This is a genomic window from Actomonas aquatica (genome assembly GCF_019679435.2).
GTDB lineage: Bacteria > Verrucomicrobiota > Verrucomicrobiia > Opitutales > Opitutaceae > Actomonas > Actomonas aquatica.
The window spans coordinates 4,218,623-4,233,152 of the sequence record NZ_CP139781.1; the positions used below are offsets into that span (position 1 = coordinate 4,218,623).

Annotated in this window: 18 protein-coding genes; 4 read left to right on the forward strand and 14 right to left on the reverse strand. The window is 66.1% G+C overall.

The annotated features are described in order from the left end of the window. Positions 1–94 precede the first annotated feature (94 nt). The 3 genes from K1X11_RS16035 to K1X11_RS16045 all read left to right on the forward strand — a co-directional run bounded on the left by K1X11_RS16035 (position 95) and on the right by K1X11_RS16045 (position 2,164). A complete protein-coding gene (locus tag K1X11_RS16035) occupies positions 95–724 on the forward strand; it encodes an OmpW/AlkL family protein (protein WP_221031254.1) in 630 nt (209 codons plus the stop codon). 205 nt (positions 725–929) lie between these two features. After that, on the forward strand, positions 930–1,352 hold the full coding sequence (locus K1X11_RS16040) for a hypothetical protein (RefSeq protein WP_221031255.1): 423 nt from the start codon (positions 930–932) through the stop codon (positions 1,350–1,352). Positions 1,353–1,423: 71 nt separating this feature from the next. Then, on the forward strand, positions 1,424–2,164 hold the full coding sequence (locus K1X11_RS16045; RefSeq protein WP_221031256.1) for a metallophosphoesterase family protein: 741 nt from the start codon (positions 1,424–1,426) through the stop codon (positions 2,162–2,164). A 24-nt stretch (positions 2,165–2,188) separates the two neighbouring features. Here the strand turns inward: K1X11_RS16045 and K1X11_RS16050 are convergent, their stop codons facing one another. From K1X11_RS16050 to K1X11_RS16090, 9 genes are all read right to left on the reverse strand, one after another. Then, positions 2,189–2,662, reverse strand: a complete 474-nt coding sequence (locus tag K1X11_RS16050; RefSeq protein ID WP_221031257.1) for an arsenate-mycothiol transferase ArsC — start codon at positions 2,660–2,662, stop codon at positions 2,189–2,191. Positions 2,663–2,745: 83 nt separating this feature from the next. Continuing rightward, positions 2,746–3,684: a PhnD/SsuA/transferrin family substrate-binding protein gene (locus K1X11_RS16055; protein WP_221031258.1), complete on the reverse strand. Its 939-nt coding sequence runs from the start codon at positions 3,682–3,684 to the stop codon at positions 2,746–2,748. Positions 3,685–3,757: 73 nt separating this feature from the next. Continuing rightward, a complete protein-coding gene (locus K1X11_RS16060; protein ID WP_221031259.1) occupies positions 3,758–4,717 on the reverse strand; it encodes a permease in 960 nt (319 codons plus the stop codon). A gap of 66 nt (positions 4,718–4,783) precedes the next feature. After that, entirely contained in the window at positions 4,784–5,650 is an 867-nt protein-coding gene (locus K1X11_RS16065; RefSeq protein WP_225919482.1) for a phosphate/phosphite/phosphonate ABC transporter substrate-binding protein, read from the reverse strand. A 135-nt stretch (positions 5,651–5,785) separates the two neighbouring features. Further along, a complete protein-coding gene (locus K1X11_RS16070) occupies positions 5,786–6,757 on the reverse strand; it encodes a PhnD/SsuA/transferrin family substrate-binding protein (protein ID WP_221031261.1) in 972 nt (323 codons plus the stop codon). 89 nt (positions 6,758–6,846) lie between these two features. After that, the gene (locus tag K1X11_RS16075; RefSeq protein ID WP_221031262.1) at positions 6,847–7,140 is read right to left on the reverse strand and encodes a DUF134 domain-containing protein; all 294 of its coding nucleotides are present in this window, start codon (positions 7,138–7,140) and stop codon (positions 6,847–6,849) included. 9 nt (positions 7,141–7,149) lie between these two features. After that, positions 7,150–7,509 carry a NifB/NifX family molybdenum-iron cluster-binding protein gene (locus K1X11_RS16080; RefSeq protein ID WP_221031263.1) on the reverse strand — a complete coding sequence of 120 codons (360 nt, stop codon included), beginning with the start codon at positions 7,507–7,509 and terminating at the stop codon, positions 7,150–7,152. Positions 7,510–7,533: 24 nt separating this feature from the next. Next, positions 7,534–7,983 carry a PaaI family thioesterase gene (locus K1X11_RS16085; RefSeq protein WP_221031264.1) on the reverse strand — a complete coding sequence of 150 codons (450 nt, stop codon included), beginning with the start codon at positions 7,981–7,983 and terminating at the stop codon, positions 7,534–7,536. Positions 7,984–8,091: 108 nt separating this feature from the next. Next, entirely contained in the window at positions 8,092–9,417 is a 1,326-nt protein-coding gene (locus K1X11_RS16090; RefSeq protein ID WP_221031265.1) for a DUF2202 domain-containing protein, read from the reverse strand. A 139-nt stretch (positions 9,418–9,556) separates the two neighbouring features. Here K1X11_RS16090 and K1X11_RS16095 point away from each other — a divergent pair, with 139 nt between their 5' ends. Then, positions 9,557–10,297: a hypothetical protein gene (locus K1X11_RS16095; RefSeq protein WP_221031266.1), complete on the forward strand. Its 741-nt coding sequence runs from the start codon at positions 9,557–9,559 to the stop codon at positions 10,295–10,297. Here K1X11_RS16095 and K1X11_RS16100 read toward each other — a convergent pair whose 3' ends face one another. The 5 genes from K1X11_RS16100 to K1X11_RS16120 form a co-directional block, all read right to left on the reverse strand. Beyond that, positions 10,298–10,948 carry a Tll0287-like domain-containing protein gene (locus K1X11_RS16100; RefSeq protein WP_221031267.1) on the reverse strand — a complete coding sequence of 217 codons (651 nt, stop codon included), beginning with the start codon at positions 10,946–10,948 and terminating at the stop codon, positions 10,298–10,300. Between the two features lie 24 nt (positions 10,949–10,972). Beyond that, positions 10,973–11,296 carry a high-potential iron-sulfur protein gene (locus tag K1X11_RS16105; protein WP_221031268.1) on the reverse strand — a complete coding sequence of 108 codons (324 nt, stop codon included), beginning with the start codon at positions 11,294–11,296 and terminating at the stop codon, positions 10,973–10,975. A 137-nt stretch (positions 11,297–11,433) separates the two neighbouring features. Next, complete coding sequence (locus K1X11_RS16110) at positions 11,434–13,116, reverse strand: FAD-dependent oxidoreductase (protein WP_221031269.1); 1,683 nt, start codon at positions 13,114–13,116, stop codon at positions 11,434–11,436. A 108-nt stretch (positions 13,117–13,224) separates the two neighbouring features. Beyond that, positions 13,225–13,950 (reverse strand): DUF2202 domain-containing protein, encoded by a 726-nt coding sequence (locus tag K1X11_RS16115; protein WP_221031270.1) that lies wholly within the window; start codon positions 13,948–13,950, stop codon positions 13,225–13,227. A gap of 65 nt (positions 13,951–14,015) precedes the next feature. Beyond that, positions 14,016–14,426, reverse strand: coding sequence for a rhodanese-like domain-containing protein (locus K1X11_RS16120; RefSeq protein ID WP_221031271.1), 411 nt, complete (start codon positions 14,424–14,426; stop codon positions 14,016–14,018). Positions 14,427–14,530: the final 104 nt, after the last annotated feature.

Consider the following 14,530-nt stretch of genomic DNA (forward strand, 5'->3'; position numbering starts at 1 on the left):
CAAGCGGTGGCGAGTCGAACGCGCGGGCTTGCGCTAGGGTGCTGCCGTTGCCGCCCCAAACGGTGACCGTGAATAAACCCTACACCTTGTTGCTATGAACTTCTCTCGTCTTGCCCTGGGCGCGTTGGCCTTGGGACTCGCTACTGCCTCATCTGTTTTTGCCGCTGGCCCCTGGTCGGTGCGCCTCCGTGCGACCTATTTGGAGACGGTCGACCAGTCGCCTGCGTTCTCCGCTCTGGGCATCAACTTCGCTGATGATGCGGTCATCGTGAGCGACAAGTTCATTCCGGAAATTGATATCGATTACGCGTTTAACGACGTTCTGTCGGCCGAGCTCGTGCTCACCATCCCGCAGAAGCATCGCGTGGATCTGGCCGGCGTGGGTCGTCTGGGTTCTTTCAAGCATCTGCCCCCGACGCTGCTGCTGCAGTATCACCCGAAGGTCTCGGATACCTTCCAGCCCTACCTCGGCGTGGGCGTGAATTTCACCCTCATCTTCGATGACAATCTGGTGGTGGCCGGTGTGCCGCTGGCGCTGGAAGACTACAGCGTGGGCCTCGCGGCACAGGCGGGCTTCGATGTGCGGGTCAACGATCGCTGGTCCTTTAATGTCGACGTGAAGCGGGCGGCCATTCGGTCGGACGTGTTGGCGGGGGCGGCCAAGCTCACTACGGCCAAGCTCGACCCGTGGCTGTATGCGGTGGGCATGAAATACGATTTCTGAGGCGCGGGTAACGTCTCAGGACGGACGATGGGTAAGTTGTCCGTTGGTCCGGCGCCGGGAGTGCAAGCCCGGCGCCTTTCCATGTCCGGACACAAAGAGATTGATCGGATCCGGCTAGGGAAAATTCCTATTGCGTGGGGTGGGGCGGAAGGCGCGTTGACTCGCTGTCGGGATAGGCCCGACTGTCTCGGCCCGCCTGTCCAAGATGATAGCCCACTGCGTGTTACCAAACTACAATCTCAAGCTGTTTAAGCTGGTGGGCGCGGTGGAGGTGAAGGAAGTGCTCGCGTTTATCAAGGGCCGGGCGGCGGCGGGTGATCGGGAGGTGATGCCCTCGCTGTGGGTGGATCTGCGGGAGGTGGCGACGGTGATGTCGTATGAGGAGGTGAGTCAGATCATCGCCGGTCTGCAGTTGAGTGAGGTGGTAAATCGGGAGCACCGGGTGGGGTTTTTGGTGGCGAGCAAGGCGGTGTTTGGGGTGTGCCGGATGTTTGGGATGTTGTTGACCTCGCGGCTGGAGGTGGAGGTGCAGGTGTTTCTGTCGATCGAGGCGGGGGAGAAGTGGTTGGGCGTGCCGCTGCGGGAGCTACTGGCCGAGCTGCCGCCGGAGCGGTGGGAAACGGCTTAGTAGCCGATTAGGTCGTGGCGCGGTCTTGGCATGAGGCGGTCGAGGGGGCAGACTCGTCGGCCTAAAATCCCATGAAGATCGGCGTGATTGCAGACATTCACGGCAATGCTCCGGCGCTGGAGGCAGTGTTGGAGGAGTTGCCCCGGCATGAGGTGGACCTGGTGGTGCAGCTGGGTGATGCGTTTAACGGGCCGATCGACCCGGTGGGCGTGGCGCGGTTGTTGCGGGCGGTGCCGATCGCGCACGTGCGCGGCAATGGTGAACGCATGATTTTGGCGGAGGATGCGGCGGAGCGTTCGGCGAGTGCGACGTTTGCGCGGGAGCGGCTGAGTGCGGATGACTTGGAGTGGATCGAGAGTTGGCCGCGGGTGCACCGAGAGGCAGGCTTGCTGGCCTGTCATGGCTCACCGCGCAGTGATGTGGAGTATTTGCTGGAGCACCTGCAGGCCGGTGGCGGCGTGACGCGGCGACGGCCGGCGGAGGTGGCCGAGATCCTCGGGGCAGACCGGGCGGGGCTGGTGCTGTGTGGGCACACGCATGTGCCGGGGATGGTGAGGGTGGACGCGCGTTGCACGGTGGTGAATCCGGGCAGCGTGGGGTTGCCGGCGTATGCGGATACGGTGCCCGTGTCGCACAAGATGGAGGTCGGCAGTCCCGAGGCGCGCTACGCCGTGGTCGAACTGGGTGGCGAGGACGGGTTGCGGGTCACGCAGTTCACGGTGCCCTACGCCGTGGAGCGGGCGGCGCACCGGGCGGAGCAGTTTGGCTTCGACGACTGGGCGTGGACCCTGCGCACGGGTTTTGCGCGCTGAGTCATTAGAAAACGGATACGTGGATCAGGCATCGGCCGCGGCAGCCGGGTCGCCGTTGTGCACGGAGTGGAAAAATTCGGTCACGTGTGTTTCCAGCGCCGGCAGCATGTCGTCGGCAGTGGAGACATCGAGGTCGTGGAAGTGCCAGTAGGTGATGCGGTCGACCCAGTCGGGGAAGTCGCGGCGCAGGTAGGCGCGGTGTTCGGCTTCCTTGAGGGCGACGCTGATCTGGGCGTAGGCGAGGTCGGCGGTGGTGAGCCGGTTGCGGTCGGGGGTGGTGTGGCGGCGGTCGATGCCGTGCTGGTCGAGCCAGGCGGTGGTGAAGGGCGACAGACCGGGCGGTGCAAGGTCGATATCGACGCCGCGGGAAAAGGCGCGCCAGGGAGAGTTATGCTGCTCCGCGAGATGGTTGAAGAGCGCTTCGGAGAAGCGGCTGCGGTAGTAGTTACCGGTGCAGATGAAGAGCACGTGCGGAGCGGCGGGCGAAGGCGACGTCATACCGGCGACTAGGATGCAGGCCGTGGCCGGTGGCAACGTGTTGTGGCGGGTTTACCTAATCGTAATCCGGAGCAGACGCGCCTCTAGGGCGTGGTCAGGCCGAGCAGCTCGAGGGTGGGATCGAGTTCTTCGCGGGCGAGGGGGAGCACGGCCTCGGTCTGGAAAATCATCAGAATCTGGGCGCCCTTGGAGGTGTTTTGCAGATCGGCAATTGTTTCGATGATGCCGTCGAGTTCGGGTGACTCGTAGCCTTTGCGGAAAGCGAAGATGCGATTGGGGTAGGGCTGCGAGGTGGCGATGGGGTGGAGCCGTTTGCCGATCTGGGGGTTCAGCTCGCTCATGGTGGCGAAACCTTGGGCGGTCACGAGACTGGCGGACACCTGCCCAAAGAAGACGGGGAGGACGGCCTGGGACAGTTTGCTTTTGCGGGTGAGGCGGCCGAAGTGCTCGGTGGCGGGAGGCAGGCCCGCGGTGGTGAGTTCGCGATCGAGCCAGGGCAGGGCGAGGCTGGAGTTGGCGTTGTCGAGTATGAGCAGTTCGCGGCCGGCGAAGTCGGCGAGAGTAGGTTCGGGAGAGCCGGGCGGAGTGTTGACGAGCAGGATGTAGCGGGTGTCCTCCGCGGTGCCGTATTCGGAAAGTCGATACATGTGGTCGAACTCCACCCGGGGCAGCAAGTGGGCAAATTCGTAGGCGGGCAGGGCGACCGCATCGGTCTCATGGGCGAGCAGGGAGGCCGCCATGGCGTCGGTGGAAGAGAAGATCACCACCTCGGGTTCGGCGTTGAGGCCGCGCTGGGAGGTGATGGTGTCGGCCCAGATGCGGAGGGAGGCGCGGGCGTCGTTTTCGTTGACGTCGGCGAACATGCTGGAGGTGAAGGCGATCTTTAGCGGGCCTTGATCTTCCTCGGCGGCGGGGGCGACGAGGGGAGCGAGGGCCGCCAGCACCAGTGTCGCAAGGGCAGCGAACAAACGGGCCAAACCGCAGCGGTGAAGTCGAAAGCGTTGGAACGCGAAGTTATACATGAAGCGGCCAGGGAGGAGTGCGGGTAGAACTTGGGAAACTGACCGCTGCATGGCGAGCGGGTTTCCGGCTACTTCAATGCAAGGCGTTAAACAGCCAGCCGAGCAGGGTGGTGCCGATCAGCACCACGACTGAAAAGGTGGCGAGCAGGCGCACGGTCATGACGCTGCGCAATAGCACGAGTTCGGGGAAGGACACGCCCACGGCGGAGAGCAGGAAGGCGAGCGCGGTGCCGAGGGGCACGCCTTTGGAAACGAAGGCGTCGAGCAGGGGCACAGTGGCATTGGCGCTCACGTAGAGGGGCAGGCCGGCGAGGGAGGCGAGCGGCACAGTCCAGGTGCTGGTGCCGGCGAAGAGGTTTTCGAAAAAGCCGGCGGGCACGAAGCCGTGCATGGCGGCACCGAGGCCGAGGGAGACGAGCAACCAAGGGGCGATCTTGCGGAGGATGTAGGCGCTGGTTTCGGCGGCGTCGCGCAGGCGGGGTTCGAGCCCGTGCGGGGCGGGTTCGTCGTCTTCGTCGGTGGGCGTCTTCAGCGCGTCGGGGCTGAGCCAGCGATCGGCGCGCAGGAAGGTGAGCACGAGCCCGCCCACGATGCCGAGCCCGATGCCGGCGGCGGCGTAGGTGAAAGCAAAGCGCCAGCCGAAGGTCGCGCCGAGCAGGGCGACGGCGATCTCGTTGACAAGCGGCGACGCGATGAGGAAGGCGAAGGCGACGCCGATGGGAAAGCGGGCTTGGATGAAGCCGAGGAAGACCGGCACGGAGGAGCAGGAGCAGAAGGGCGTGAGCGCGCCGAAAAGCGCGGCGGCCGGATAACCGAGGGTGCGGCCACCGGGGCGATCGAGAGCGGCGCGGATACGATCTAGCGGCAAGGCGCCGCGCACGAGGGCCATGATGAAGGCCACGACGGCGACCAGCACCACGATCTTGAGCAGATCGTAGACAAAGAAGTGCAACGCGGCGCCGGCGCCGTTGGCGGCGTCCCAGCCGGCGAGTGCAACGGCGCGGTCGGCGATCCATTCAGCCCAAGTCCACATGATGTCAGCTTACAACGGGCGCGAGGCGTTTGGCCATGCACGGCTTGGCCAAGTTGCGTTGAAATCTCACCGGAGTTCGGTGGCGGCTCGCAGCAATTCGAGCGACGGCTCCAGGTCGGCCGGGAGGCAGGGGACGAGTGCTTCGCCTTGGAAGATGAGCAGGACCTGTTGGCCGCTGGGCGACTGATGCAGCGTGCGGAGAGCGGCGAGAATGCCGGGTAACTCGGGGGAGTTGAAATCGGCGCGCAGGGCCATCACCGCCGGGATGTAGGGCGGGGAGCTGGCCACGGCCACCAGTTGTCGACCGAGCTGGGGATTGAGCTCGGCCATGGTCTCAAAATCGCGGCGGGTCAGCAGGCAGGCAGTGGCGCGGCCGAAGAAGACGGGCAGGACGACCTGGGTGAGTTTCGGGTGGGGAATGAGGTGGTCAAAAAAGCTCGGGGCGGAGGGCAGGTCCTGGTCGTGGAGGGTGCGATCGAGCCACGGGAGGGCGAGGCAGAGCCGGGGACTTTGGTGCACCAGCAGGTCGTGGTCCTGCAGCTCGGCGAGGGAGGTGATGCCCTGGTCGCGGCGGACCAGGATGACATACTCCTCGTGCGTCTGACCGGCGGTCTGAGTGACGAACAGATGGGAGAGCTCAACCGCTTCACGGAGGGCAAAAAAATCGTCGGTGGTGAGTCCGGCTGCCTCGAGGGTGCCGGACTGCAGGGCGGTCGTCAGTGTGGTGAGGTCTGCGATGATCTCGGCGTCGGGTTGGATGGAGAGATCGTTTTCGGCCGTGATCGCATAGGACCAGCTTTTGACGGCGGCGCGGGCGTCCTGGGCGTTGATGACCTCAAATAGGGAGGCGGAGAAGCCGACGCGAAAAGGAGTCGGTGGTGGTGCTGGGGCCAACTCGTCGGCGCGCGTGCTGAGGGCGAGGCAGGAGAGCATCACGAGGCTACGGCTGAGCAGGTGCCGGAGCGGGCCGAGGTGTAAGGCGAGAGAGCTGAAGCGGCCCCGGTTCGGAGAAGGAAGGCGGCGGCGTTGGGTGGGGTGATGCAACGTAAGCCTTTCCTACGGCACGCTTCAGGGGGAGGCGAGCAGCTTCAGGGACTCGGCCAAGTCTTCCATGCTCAGGGGCGACACGGATTCCGACTGGAACATGAGCAGGATCTGTTCGCCCTTGGGGGAGAGTTGGAGCTCGGTGATGGCCTCGATCACCGCGGGGAGTTGGGGGGCGTCGTAGTTGGCGCGAAAGGCGACCACGCGCGGAATCAGCGGCGGGGAAACGGCGATGGGCTGGAGTTGGCGGCCGATCTGGGGATTGAGCTCCTGCATGGTCTCGAAGCCCTGCAGCGTGACCAGGCAGGCCGCGGTCTTTTTGAAGAAAACGGGCAGCACGGCGCGGGAGAGTTTTCCTTCCGGCGTCACCTGGCCGAAATGCGCATCGGCGGAGGGCAGGCCTTCCTGGGCGAGCAAGTGGTTGAGCCAAGGGAGCGCGAGGCAGGATTGGGCGGTGTCCAGCGCGATCAGGTCGCCCCCGGCCAGGGAGGCGAGGGTCTGGGCGGGCGCGGCACCGGTGGCGGGGGCGAGCAACACGTAGCGGGTGTCCTCACCACCGTGGTCATACATGCGAAAGAGGGGATCGAACTCCACCTTATCGAGGAGCGTGACAAACTCGGTGAGGGGCAGGGCGATGGCCTCGACTTCGCCGGCGAGCAGGGCGGCCGAGATGGATTCGAGATCGGGGAAGACGAGGGCGTCGGGCTCGGCATCGAGATCGCGTTCGACCGTGATGGCCCGGGCCCATACGCGCAGGGCGGCACGGGCGTCGTTTTCGTTCACGTCGGCAAACATCGAGGACGTGAAGGCGACGCGGACCGTTTCCGATGCCACCCCTTCGTCTGAAGACGCACCAGCGCGGGGTGAAAGGATCAGGAGGGCTGCAAGGGTCGACCACACCGCCGGACGGCAGACGCACCGAAGCCATCGCCGACCGCGGACGAGCAGGTCGGCGACCGGAGTGCGACGGTCGTTGGACATGGTGGTGGTTGACATGGGAACGCTGGAGATGGGCAAAGGCTCCCCAAGCTCCTGTCTATCGGAGGGTGGGGCGAGACTCTTTAGGCGTTCCGGGGGCCGAAATTTTACTTAGCCTCGGAGCGGCGGCCCTCGAGGCGAAGGGCGTGGCCGCTGACCAAGGCGAGAGCGACGCGGTGACGGGCCCGGCGCAGGATGCGGTCGAACGTCTGACGGGACACTCCCATGCGGGTGGCGGCGTCGACTCGGTAGAGCCCCTCATGATCGGCCAGCCGGATGGCCTCCAATTCGTCGGTGGCAAGGGTCACTTCCTGCAACTCGCGCAGCGGAATGCCGGCGGGTTTGAAGAAGTGACTGGGGGGATGATGGGAAATGGTGCGCGGGCAGGGCGGGCGTGGCATGGCGAGCGGTCAGGTGTGGGCGCAATGCTGGCAGACTGCCGGAGCGGGGCTATGACGGAGTTCACCGGCCAGCCACGATGAAACCAGCTCCTCGGGCGGTGCCGCGAACACCCCGGTGAGCACATCGACTTGGTGACGGTGAAGCTCGGTCAACGCGCTTTGGCCAATGTGCTGCACAAGCAACTGCTCCACGCCGCTGCGCCGCAGCAGGCGGGGCCATTGGCACGGGCGCGAGGCGGCAGGCACCACGATGAGGCGTCGTCGCACCCGGCGTTGCTCCAGGTCGAGGTCGAAGACTTCAAATTTGGCCGCGTCGCCAAAATGCTCGGGCAGGCGGTCGTCGGCGGTGAGGGGCAGGGCGAGTTTCATAAACACGAAAGGGTGGGGCGGGGTTTAGGCGGCGGACATGAACTTGGCTTCGGCGGCGACGCAGCGGCGACCGTCCTGGGTGATGGCGGCATCGAGCACCAGCAGGCGGCCGAGGTGCTGGCGCAGGCAGGCGGTCACGGTGAGCGGGTGCTCGGTCGCCACGGGGTGGCGGTAGCGGATGCACAGCTCGGCGGTGCGAGCCACTACGCCTTGGGCGAAGAGGGCGTGAACCATGGCACTGTCGACCAAGGTGGCGAGGACGCCGCCATGCACGGTGTCGGCGTAACTGCAATGGGCGGCCGGGCAGCTCCACGCGGCGGTCACGCCGTGGTGGGTGGGGTCGACCTGAAACGCCAACGCCAAACCACCGGAGCCCTCAACGGTGCCGCAGGCGAAGCAATGCGGGTGCTCGCGGTGTTGCAGGCACTGGCGGTTTTCTTCGGAGGGAGGTGGCAGAGGGACTGGCGCGGACATGGGCGGCGGACTCGATTGAAGTGAGCATATGCTCAATACGAGTCGGCGCAAGTCAGGACGCATTGGCGGTGAATGTCGGGACAGTGGAGCCGATCACCGCCTGCGTATTCAATAAATGGTGACGTCGATCAGGGCGATGCCGCCGTCGCCGAGCGGATCGAGGGCGTGCACGGTGATGGCGCCGGGGCCGAGGTTTTGGAGGGTGAGAGGCTCGAGCGGGGTCTGCGGCCAGTGGTCGCTGGAGACGGTGCCGAGGACCTCGGGATTCAGCCAATCGCTGACGGCGAGCGGGCTTGTGTTGTTGGCGGTGTGCAGTTCGAGATCGAGATCGACGGCGGCGCCGCTGACGGCGAAGTCGGTGAGGGTGGGGCCGAGGGCGCGCACCAGCAACGGCAGAGGCTCGGAGCCCCCGAGGATGAAGCCGGCGATGAGGCGGCCGTCGCCGGGTTCGGTTTTGCCGCGGGCGGAGAGGTTGATGAGGCGGGCGGTTTGGTCGGCGGTGGGCAGAGCGTAGATCTCGGCGAGGCCGTTGCGGCCGGTGCCTTGGTTGGAGGCGACGACGGTGTAGGCGCCGGGGGCGAGGTCGACGATCAGGGCGGCGTCGGTGGGTGCGAGCGGGAAGATTTGGTGCGCGGCGAGGAGGGCCGGATCGAGGGCAGAGAGACCGTTGTCATTGGCGGCGATGGTCGTGCTGCCTTGGAAGAGTTCGATGGCGGGATCGCTGGCGGTGGCGGTGACGCCGAAGGCATCGAGCGAAGGGCCGCGGGTGGTGAGCAGGACGCGGAGCGGGGTGTCGCCGGAGATGATGAATCCAACGATGAGAGATTCGTCGCCGGAGCCGAGGGGGCCGCGCACGGAGAGGTTGGTGAGTTGGCCGTCAGTGGTGGGGGTGGCGAGGGGCGGCAGGGCGTCGAGTGCGGCGCGGAAGGCGGCGAGGTGGTTGTAGGACGCGTTGCGCAGGCGGTCGGCAGTGAGTTGCACGTCGGCGAGGTTCGTGCCGGCGATGAGATCGGTGAGGTCGTTGATGTCGGTGATCTCAATCATTTCACCGACGCCAAGGGCGGCGCGGGCGGAGACGGAGCCGGCGGCGACCAGGCGGTCGTAGAGGTGTTGGAGGACGGGGTTGGTGAAGACGCCGATGGCGGGTTGGGCGGGGTCGGGCAGGGCGTAGGTGGTGAGCAGGGTATCCATGCGATCCATGTGGGTCTGCTCGGAGCGGGCGATGTTGGTGAAGACGGCGAGGTCCCAGGTTTCGCCGAGGGTGGTGTAAACATCACGGGCCAGTTTTTCCTCCTCCTTCATGAAGGTGATCTGGTCGCGCTCGTAGTCGGTGAGGGCGGCGGCGGAGAGCGGCGCGAGCAGCGAACCGAGCGCGGCGAGGGTGGACAGGAGAAGGGAAGGACGAGAGGGGTTTAAATATGCAAGTATGCTCATGTAGTATTGTGACGTAGGTTTTCGCCCGAAGTTTCATGGCACGGTTAAGTGGCCTAAATTTTTCAGAAACGCGTTGGGCCCAGGCGGCGGAGTTGCTTGGGTTTCGGTCATGTGGAAATTGCTCCGGGTGAGGTTCGCTATGTTGGTTTTATTGGGGGCCGTCGTCCTGCGCCTGCCGGGAGAGGGAGCGGACGATGTCGCGGTTCCGATTGAAGGCGATGAGGCGGTGAAAGCAGCCGCGACGACTGTCGTGGTGGGCGTGAGGGAGGGTCCACTGCCGCTGGGGGCCGAGCGGCCAGGGGAGTATCAAACTCCGGGGCAGGAATGGATATGGGCGGAATTCGCCAATCAGCCGGCGGAGCGTCGGTTCTCGATGCTGGTGGGAAAACCCGGGCCGAAGTATTGGGATCTTTTCGCGGCAGCGCTGGAGGAGAAAGCGCGAGCGCTGGAGCTGGATGCGGACGGCTTGCGTCGGTGTCTGCAGGCTCTTAATCGGGGGCGGAATCGGGAGACGGCCTGGTGGCCGGCGCATAGTTTCGAGTCGTCGTTTATCACGCCTGAAACCACTCCAGAGGAGGTGGCGCGCATGGAGGCGAAGCAGCGGCGTGAGGACGAGGCTTACGCGGAACGACTCCGCTACCGCGAGGCGCACATCGAGGAGTTTTATGTCGATGAGGATGCGTTGTTGATCGTGCCGGTGGGCGCTTATGCGGTGCAGAGTGATCGCGGCCCGGGTTGGGTCATCGTGTGCAAATGGGAGTATGCGACGAGCAACCCGTCGGGGGAGGCCGACAAACCGCCCGCAACGCTCGGGCACATCATGATCTGGGCGATGCTCGCGGAGACTGGTGAGGTGCTGGCCTACATCAGTTGTGACTGATCAGGGCGTGAGTGAAACGCGGATGAGGCCTCGCCAGTCTCCCTCCTCATAGCCGGTGGCGGCGTCGGTGGGGTAGCGGGTGGCGAGGGTCTCGCGCAGGTCCGGGCTGAAGGTGGCCGGATCGCCGTGGCAGGCGAGGCACTGGGCGGCGAGGCGCAGGGGTTTGTAGACGCGGATCTCGGCCTCACGCTCCGGGGTCGCCGCCAGCTCCTGCACCAGTAGCGGAGGAAGATCCTCACCGGTGGACAGGAGCTGGGCGACATGGGTAAGCGCGGCCGATTCGGCCGGGTCCGGCGCATTCGCGGGGTTGCGAACGTGCAAGCTGGTGCGTTTGAGCGCGGTAACGCGGGGTGGCGACTGTTGGGCGCTCCGGTGGGTCAGGGGCAGCGCCTGTAGTTGACAGGCGGATACGCCTTGGTGGGGGCCGCCGTCGGCGACGGCTTCGGCCACGGAGGCGGAAAGGGTGGAGACGAGCAGTTGCAAGGCGACCTTGGCCTCGGCGACGTGGGCGGAGAGAGCCGGGTCGGCGGGATCGCGCCATTTCGTGGCCGGTTCCGCCGGCGGGGCGGAGGCGGTTTGGGCAACCAGGGGGAGGGCCGCTGCCCAGCAAAGGCAGGCGGCCCCGAGACGGAGCAAGCGATGGGGGCTCATCGCGGGAGAAGTCGCGTTAAGCGCTCAGGGCTTCTTGGCGTAGGCCATGCACCAACCGTCGGCTTTGACGATCTTGTTGGCGAAGGCGGTGCAGGGGCCCTGCTTGTCGCCGGGTTTGCCGGTGTAGAGGGCGCAGCCGGAGCACTTCTGTGCGGGGGTGTGTTGCGGATACTTGGTCTTGTCGACCTTGGTGGTGTCCTTCTTGTAGCCGAGCGCCATGGCGGTCGGATCGGTCTCGGTGAGTTCCTCGGCACCGGCCGCGCGGGCGGCAAGGGGGAGGAGGGCGGCGGCACCGACCGTGGCAGCGAACTGCTTGAGGAAACGGCGGCGGGGGTTGGTCGTATTCATTTGGTTTTGGTTATGTTCTTTATGTCTGGGAGAGGGGCGGGTCCTTGGTCGGGGACTAATCCGGCCCATCCTAATGATGGCAAAATTTGGGAGGGGAAGACTCGGCATTCTTTGTCCGCCACTGGTCAGTTATGGGCTCAAGGCGCGGGCGGCTTGGCGGGGGTGCGCGGGTCGAAGTGGGCGCGAATGCCGCCGGTGAGCGAGCGCACGTCGAAACCCTTCTGGGCGAGCACGCGGGCGGCGAAGTAGGAGGTCTTACCCAGGGCGCAAACGGTCACGACCAGGCGGGTTGTATCCAACTCACCAGCACGGCTGCGGAGTTGACCGAAGGGGATGTTGATGGCGTCAGCCCGCGGCAGCGGGTGGGCGGCGACGAGGGGCGGCGGCCGCACGTCCACGACCTGAATGGCGGGATCGTCGGGGATGTGGTCGACCGGCGTGACGAGACCGTCGCGGGTGTTGACGGCGGTGAAGCCGGCGAGGTTGACGATGTCCTTGGCCGAGCCGAAGGGCGGCGCGTAGGCGAGCTCGAGTTGGGCGAGGTCGTCGATGGTGAGGCCGCCCATGATGGCGGTGGCGAGCACGTCGAGGCGTTTGTCGACGCCGGCGAGGCCGGTGACTTGGGCGCCGAGAATGCGGCCGTTCACGGGTTCCCAGAGCAGTTTGAGTTGGAGGGGCTTGGCGCCGGGGTAGTAGGCGGCGTGGTGGTTGTCGTTGACGGTGACGGCACGGTAGTCGCGACCGGCGCGCTGGAGGCGTTGTTCGGTCCAGCCGGTGAGGCCGGCGCTGACATCGAAGACACGCACGATGGCGGTGCCGAGCACGCCGGCGAAGGGTTTGGCTTCGACCGGACGCAGGATGTGGTCGGCCGCGAGTCGGCCCTGGCGATTGGCGGGACCGCCCAGCGGCACGGCGCAGGGATCGCCGGAGACAAAGTCCTCCACCTCGATGGCGTCACCGGCGGCGTAGATGGCCGGGTCGGAGGTGCGCATGAACGTATCCACTTTGATGTGACCGCGGGGACCGAGCTCGAGGCCGGCGGCGGCGGCGAGGGCGGTATCGGGGCGCACGCCGAGGGCGAGCACGGCAAAATCGGTGGTGACGGTGCGGCCAGAGGCGAGTTGGCAGGCGAGGCGACCGTCGGCGGCGTCGGCGAAACTGGCGATGCCGTCACCGAGCACGAGTTCGATGTCGTGGCGGCGCAGCTCGTCCTCCATGAGGCGGGTCATGGCGGGGTCGAGCAGGGGTAGCACGTGGGGCTGGAGTTCGACGAGGGTGACGTCCTTGCCGGCGTGGCGGAACTGCTCGGCCATCTCGAGGCCGATGAAGCCGGCGCCGATGACGGTGACGTGGGCGGCGGCGGTGGTGGCGGCCTTGATGCGATCCATGTCGCCGAGGTTGCGCAGGGAAAAGAGGCGGGCGTCATCGATGCCGGGCAGAGGCGGCCGCAGGGGCTGGGCGCCGGGGGCGAGGATGAGCTTGTCGTAGGCGAGGGTTTCGGTGGCGCCGTCGGTGACGTGTTGCAGGGTCACCTGGCGCGCCGCGCGATCAATGGCGGTGACGGCGGTGGAGGTGCGCACGTCGAGATTGAGCAGTTGCTTGAGGCTGGCCGGAGTCTGCACGGCGAGGGCGGCGCGGTCGCCGATTTCACCGCCGATGAAGTAGGGCAGGCCACAGTTGGCGAAGGAGACATCGGGGCCGCGTTCGATGAGGGTGATGGCGGCGGATTCGTCGAGGCGACGGGCGCGGGCGGCGGCCGAGGCACCGGCGGCGACACCGCCAACGATGACGATGCGCAGGGGGGCGGGGGAGGCGGACATGGAAGGTTTTTTCTTACAGGAGGAAACAGTGGGGAACGGAGCGGAGAGGCAGCGGGGTCTTCACAAAAGGGAACGAAGGGAAGGAAGGAGCCCGCGGCGGACCGAGGCTTAGCTGTTGCCGAAGACGATTTCGGCGTAGGCTTCGGTGGAGAGCAGCTGCGGTTCGTAGGTGACGCCGTGGCGGCTGAGGTTGCGCACAAAGGCGGCCAGGTGGTGGTGGGACCCCTGCTCCAATTGGGCGACGATGGCTTTGGCGCCGTCGTGGTCGAGGCGACCCAGCAGCGCCTGCAGGTCGAGAATGTCCTTTTCCTCGATGTAGGCACCGACGCGGAGGGCCTCCACTTCGCTGGTGGAGCCCCGCTCGATGAGATCGTCACCAAGGGTTGAATACGTAGGGTTTGTGATCATGGCGGAAGGGGAGAAGGTCGGGTCGGCGCAGGCGAGCAGGGTCGCCACGGAGGCGGCGTGACGGTCCTCGGCGCGGGGAATGTTCTGGAAGGGGCGCACGGCGGGATAACGTTCGGCGAAGGCGCGGTAGATGCGTGCGGCCATACGTTCTTCGGCGAGTTGGTCGTGAAAAGCGCTGAGGGTGGCGGCGTCGAAGTGCGGGCGTTGGTCGTCGGTGAGGGCGGAGTTGAGTCCGCAGGGGCTGGCGGTGCCACAGGTGGGGCCGCAGTTCTGGCCGCGGGAACGCTCGGCCGCCGGGGCCTGATCGGCGCAGCCCGGACCGGTGACGGCGCAAGCGGAGGTCCGGTTCTGATTGGTGGCCGCTTGCAGGAGGGGCAGGCCGATGAGCAGAGCGGCGAGAATGGTGTGGCGCGCGGTGGGCTTCATGGGGTGGGGCGAAAAACGGGCGGTGGGGAGAAAGATAAAGAGGAAAGAGAAAGAGGCCTCGGAGGTTAGGCGCGGAGTTCTTGGGCGGAGGGCTGGCGGGTGGGGAGGCCGGAGCGGGCCCAGCGGCCGAAGCCGCCGAGGTTTTTGGCGACGTGGCCTTCGCTCATGAGTTGGCGGGCGGCGGTGCCGGAGCGCATGCCGGAGGCGCAGTAGAGCAGGAGGGTTTTGCCTTTGTGCTTTTCGAGGGCGGGGGTCCATTGGCGGCGGGAGCCGCGCAGGTCGGAGAGGGAGAGGAGCAGCGCGGGCGCGGCGACCCCGCCGGCCCACTCACCGGGCTCGCGCACGTCGATGAGCACGGCCTGGCCGGACTCGATCAGGCTGGCGGCCTCCTGCGGTTTCATGGCGTTGAGGTTGCCGAGCAGACGGAAGGCAACGAAGACCGCGATGACGACGATGGTGATGGTAACGGGATCCATGGGGAGGAAGTGGGCGGAGAGGCAGGATTTTTTTTAACCACGGATGGACACGGATGGCTTCGGCTACCGCCTACGCACAGGGCCCTCAGGGTTAGGATTTAGAA

Coding starts and splice junctions, on each gene's coding strand:
- K1X11_RS16040 (WP_221031255.1), top strand. CDS start 930: ATGATAGCCCACTGCGTGTTACCAAACTACAATCTCAAGCTGTTTAAG.
- K1X11_RS16110 (WP_221031269.1), bottom strand. CDS start 13,116: ATGTCCGCCTCCCCCGCCCCCCTGCGCATCGTCATCGTTGGCGGTGTC.
- K1X11_RS16120 (WP_221031271.1), bottom strand. CDS start 14,426: ATGGATCCCGTTACCATCACCATCGTCGTCATCGCGGTCTTCGTTGCC.
- K1X11_RS16055 (WP_221031258.1), bottom strand. CDS start 3,684: ATGTATAACTTCGCGTTCCAACGCTTTCGACTTCACCGCTGCGGTTTG.
- K1X11_RS16065 (WP_225919482.1), bottom strand. CDS start 5,650: ATGCTCTCCTGCCTCGCCCTCAGCACGCGCGCCGACGAGTTGGCCCCA.
- K1X11_RS16050 (WP_221031257.1), bottom strand. CDS start 2,662: ATGACGTCGCCTTCGCCCGCCGCTCCGCACGTGCTCTTCATCTGCACC.
- K1X11_RS16095 (WP_221031266.1), top strand. CDS start 9,557: ATGTTGGTTTTATTGGGGGCCGTCGTCCTGCGCCTGCCGGGAGAGGGA.
- K1X11_RS16045 (WP_221031256.1), top strand. CDS start 1,424: ATGAAGATCGGCGTGATTGCAGACATTCACGGCAATGCTCCGGCGCTG.
- K1X11_RS16075 (WP_221031262.1), bottom strand. CDS start 7,140: ATGCCACGCCCGCCCTGCCCGCGCACCATTTCCCATCATCCCCCCAGT.
- K1X11_RS16080 (WP_221031263.1), bottom strand. CDS start 7,509: ATGAAACTCGCCCTGCCCCTCACCGCCGACGACCGCCTGCCCGAGCAT.
- K1X11_RS16100 (WP_221031267.1), bottom strand. CDS start 10,948: ATGAGCCCCCATCGCTTGCTCCGTCTCGGGGCCGCCTGCCTTTGCTGG.
- K1X11_RS16085 (WP_221031264.1), bottom strand. CDS start 7,983: ATGTCCGCGCCAGTCCCTCTGCCACCTCCCTCCGAAGAAAACCGCCAG.
- K1X11_RS16090 (WP_221031265.1), bottom strand. CDS start 9,417: ATGAGCATACTTGCATATTTAAACCCCTCTCGTCCTTCCCTTCTCCTG.
- K1X11_RS16105 (WP_221031268.1), bottom strand. CDS start 11,296: ATGAATACGACCAACCCCCGCCGCCGTTTCCTCAAGCAGTTCGCTGCC.
- K1X11_RS16115 (WP_221031270.1), bottom strand. CDS start 13,950: ATGAAGCCCACCGCGCGCCACACCATTCTCGCCGCTCTGCTCATCGGC.
- K1X11_RS16035 (WP_221031254.1), top strand. CDS start 95: ATGAACTTCTCTCGTCTTGCCCTGGGCGCGTTGGCCTTGGGACTCGCT.
- K1X11_RS16070 (WP_221031261.1), bottom strand. CDS start 6,757: ATGTCAACCACCACCATGTCCAACGACCGTCGCACTCCGGTCGCCGAC.
- K1X11_RS16060 (WP_221031259.1), bottom strand. CDS start 4,717: ATGTGGACTTGGGCTGAATGGATCGCCGACCGCGCCGTTGCACTCGCC.